The sequence below is a fragment of the Vibrio sp. 704 genome (assembly GCF_033339295.1).
Map to the genome: position 1 here is coordinate 1 of NZ_JAWOUH010000589.1, position 632 is coordinate 632.

A 632-nucleotide genomic window follows, 5' to 3' on the forward strand; every position below is an offset into this window, starting at 1 on the left:
GGCATGCCTGGCTTTACCGCATACATGGGGTTGTTGGATATTGGCCAGCCAAAACCAGGTGAAACCATTGTAGTTGCTGCGGCAACGGGCCCTGTCGGCGCGACAGTTGGTCAAATCGGTAAAATCAAAGGCTGCCGCGTAGTTGGTATCGCCGGTGGTGAAGAAAAATGTCGCTACGCAAAAGAGGTTTTAGGCTTTGATGAGTGTATCGATCACAAAGCAGATGATTTCGAACAACAATTGAAAGATGCATGCTACAACGGCATCGATGTTTACTTTGAAAACGTGGGCGGCAAAGTATTCGAAGCTGTCATGCCACTCCTCAATACCAGTGCACGTATCCCTTTATGTGGATTGATTTCTCAATACAACGCAACAGAATTGCCTGAAGGCACAGACCATCTACCTCTGCTAATGGGTAAGCTACTGACGAAACGAATCAAGGTACAAGGCTTTATCATTTTTGATGACTACGGTCACCGTTACGGTGAGTTCGCTCAAGATATCAATCAGTGGTTGGCTGAAGGAAAGATCCAATACCGCGAACATCTAGTAGAAGGTCTAGACAATGCGCCAGAGGCATTTATTGGTCTGCTAGAAGGCAAGAACTTTGGCAAGCTTGTTGTAAAAAT

The 632-nt window shown here is 46.0% G+C and carries 1 protein-coding gene; it reads left to right on the plus strand.

Annotation, left to right across the window (positions count from 1 at the left end; all coding sequences use genetic code 11):
- A partial coding sequence (locus R7R24_RS27915) for an NADP-dependent oxidoreductase (protein WP_318120319.1) occupies positions 1–632 on the plus strand: 632 nt, incomplete at both ends.